The organism is Streptomyces sp. NPDC056061 (genome assembly GCF_042266885.1).
Classification (GTDB): domain Bacteria; phylum Actinomycetota; class Actinomycetes; order Streptomycetales; family Streptomycetaceae; genus Streptomyces.
This window is the reverse complement of record NZ_JBHJWQ010000087.1, coordinates 1-2,516: the sequence shown is the minus strand read 5'-3', so window position 1 is coordinate 2,516 and position 2,516 is coordinate 1. Positions and strand designations below refer to the sequence as shown.

Annotated in this window: 4 protein-coding genes and 1 pseudogene; 4 read left to right on the top strand and 1 reads right to left on the bottom strand. The window is 61.9% G+C overall.

Annotation, left to right across the window (positions count from 1 at the left end):
- Positions 1-297: 297 nt before the first annotated feature.
- The 3 genes and pseudogenes from ACFC79_RS38185 (at position 298) to ACFC79_RS38175 (ending at position 1,771) form a co-directional block, all read left to right on the top strand.
- Positions 298-852 (top strand): hypothetical protein, encoded by a 555-nt coding sequence (locus tag ACFC79_RS38185; protein WP_376249875.1) that lies wholly within the window; start codon positions 298-300, stop codon positions 850-852.
- A gap of 18 nt (positions 853-870) precedes the next feature.
- A pseudogene (locus ACFC79_RS38180) lies at positions 871-1,290 on the top strand (amidase domain-containing protein); the annotation flags it as partial.
- Positions 1,291-1,333: 43 nt separating this feature from the next.
- On the top strand, positions 1,334-1,771 hold the full coding sequence (locus ACFC79_RS38175) for a hypothetical protein (protein WP_376249873.1): 438 nt from the start codon (positions 1,334-1,336) through the stop codon (positions 1,769-1,771).
- A gap of 130 nt (positions 1,772-1,901) precedes the next feature.
- Here ACFC79_RS38175 and ACFC79_RS38170 read toward each other — a convergent pair whose 3' ends face one another.
- Positions 1,902-2,186, bottom strand: coding sequence for a hypothetical protein (locus ACFC79_RS38170; RefSeq protein ID WP_376249871.1), 285 nt, complete (start codon positions 2,184-2,186; stop codon positions 1,902-1,904).
- Positions 2,187-2,232: 46 nt separating this feature from the next.
- On the opposite strand from ACFC79_RS38170, the gene ACFC79_RS38165 reads away from it, so the two are divergent.
- Entirely contained in the window at positions 2,233-2,496 is a 264-nt protein-coding gene (locus ACFC79_RS38165; protein WP_376249869.1) for a hypothetical protein, read from the top strand.
- Positions 2,497-2,516: the final 20 nt, after the last annotated feature.

Genomic DNA, 2,516 nt, shown 5'->3' with positions numbered 1-2,516 from the left:
CAAGGAATGAGCCAATCCGTGATCACAATCAGCCGATGAGCGGCCGCTACAGGCACTTGCTCTTGCGCGACAGATACAAATGACACTGACCAGTCATGTTCAAAATCAGGAAGAACTTTCATGCGAATCGCCTACAAGAGACGGATAGTCGCCGCAATCACCATTGCGGCCGTGAGCGGAATATTAGGAGCGGCCCCGGCCTCGTCCCAGGGCGACTCTCATCCGGTCGGACTATCCGCGAGTGAGGTCGACGGGCTGTCGCAGCTTGCGGGGGGATATCTCCAAGCGCGCGCAAGTATGGTCACCACCACCCCTCCCCAGGCAAGAATCTCGGGCATTTCCGCCACCCGGGCCATGGCGAATCGCACCTCCGATGAATTTGCCCAGCTCGCAGCAAAGGGGCAGCGGTACGAACAGGTGGACGGCGGCTACACAAAAGCTGTCGTAGATGTGACCGTCACGGACTCATCGCTGGAAGGTGCCACCGCCACCCTCCAACTCACCGAGGACACCCGGCTCTACATGCCATTCACGGCCGCAGAAGTCGCCGAGGGAGCACCCGAGTACGAAGAGTTCTCCCTTCCTCACACGGTGACGTTCGACCGAACCGCCGACGGTACGTGGCTGCTCGCCTCGGACAAGGCCGACACAGGATCAGGCCCCGCGCCCAGTACACAGTTGACCGAACCCGATGCGGCAGAAGACACGGGTGGCGGCACACCGGACGAGGACGAAGGCGCCAAGGACTCGCCATCCGGCACGGACGAACTACCGGACGACAGCACGAAGGATGTGAAGTTACAGGCCGGGTATGACTACGGAAAGATCGTCGCCTACGCCGATAAGTACTGAAAGAACCCCAACAAGGGCTCTTACCGCACGTATGGCAACGACTGCACGAACTTCGTCTCACAAGCGATGAAGGCCGGCGGCTGGGGCATCGTCGGGCCGACCGATGCCGGGCAACGGTCGAACAACAAGAAATAGTTCTACACCATTTTCGTGGACAGAACGAGCTACACCTGGGCCGGGGCAGAGAATTGGTACTGGTTCGCGATAAAGCACTCGAAGCGAACCAAGGCGCTCGACAACGTGTACAAGCTCGCCAGTTCCGATGTTCTTCAGGCCGACTGGGACCGTAACGGGAACATCAACCACACCATGGTCGTCACCAAGAAGTACAACGGAGTCCCGTACCTCACCTACCACACCACCAACACACGCAACAAGAGTCTGAAGAAGCTTGTGGCTGATCACGGGGGTGCCTGGTGGTACGCACACTGCACATGACCGGTTCGCCAGAGGGCCTCGCGTGACATTCCGGGGAGGAACAATGCAGCGACGGCAACTCGTCACCGCGATATCGGCAGCACTGCTTTTGTCCGCGTGTGGCTCCAGTAACGGTTCAGACAGCATCGAAGAGGCCGAGAAAGGCGCCCGCAACGCGGTCGAGTCCTACGTGGATGCTTTGAATTCACGCGATGCGGATCACCTGATCGAAGTAGGTGGCGTTCCTGACGACTCCCGGGCTCGCAGGGAAGCCGGTCGGATCCTCGCCGACAAGGGCGGTCGAGGACTCTCGATCACGGAAGTTCAGATCGACCTCGACATGGGGCCGGATGCCGGATCGGCAAAGCTGAAAGCGAAGGAGAAGTCCGGCAGGACAACGCAGGACTCCTTCAGCGTGGTGAGAGTGCACGGCACATGGCACCTGACCGTCTTCACTGACAGGCCGGTTCCGTCCGGCAAGTCGACATCGTCGACGGAATAGCCGTACCCGATGCGCCGGAGTCGCCTCCCAGGGAGCCTTGCCCTGGGAGGCGACGCGTTGAGGGCCCGCCCTGCCACTGGGCACTCCGCCCTCGACGACAAAGGGCCGACGCCGCACTGCGGTACCGCTCTCAGCCGAGCGGCCGGCCCTGTGTGTCCAGGATCGACCGCCACCGCTCCCGCACCGGCTCGGCCCAGGCGGACTCCATGCCGAGCGCGTAGGCGATGTGGCCGTCGACGTGGTGCACCAGGCCCGCGAGGGACGCGAAGTCGCGGTGTTGCTGGTGGGCACGGAGCCCGAACTTCTCGATGCCGTACAGGTGGCCGAGGACCCGTGACTTGAAGTCGGGAGTGAGGCTCAGGGTACCAAGGTGTGGCCCCCATATGTTGAACTCGTCCTCGCCCACATCCCACATCCCACAACTGTCCCAGCAGGGAAAGGAACCGGTCAGGGTAGGCGAGGTGGTCGGTGAGATCGAATTCCTTGGCCAGCTCGCGACGCGTGCGGCCGGGAACCTCCACGTGGTCGCGCCCGAGCCACAGGGAATCCTGCAGATCTCTCGTCTCGATGAACGGGAGCGCCCCTGTGTCGGGAATGGCCTGAGCGACATGTGGCAGCTGATCATCTGGACAATTCTGCAAGCTCGCGGTCAGGCGCTCGTGTTTGGTCGTGCCGTCGTTGGAGGGCGGCGAGGGGAGGCCGAGACGCTTGCACAGTTCCGGTAGATCTTGATGGCGGTATCGCT

What these genes read in the sequence shown, in the direction of transcription:
- ACFC79_RS38185 (WP_376249875.1), top strand. Translation starts at nt 298, where the DNA reads ATGGTCACCACCACCCCTCCCCAGGCAAGAATCTCGGGCATTTCCGCC.
- ACFC79_RS38175 (WP_376249873.1), top strand. Translation starts at nt 1,334, where the DNA reads ATGCAGCGACGGCAACTCGTCACCGCGATATCGGCAGCACTGCTTTTG.
- ACFC79_RS38170 (WP_376249871.1), bottom strand. Translation starts at nt 2,186, where the DNA reads ATGTGGGATGTGGGCGAGGACGAGTTCAACATATGGGGGCCACACCTT.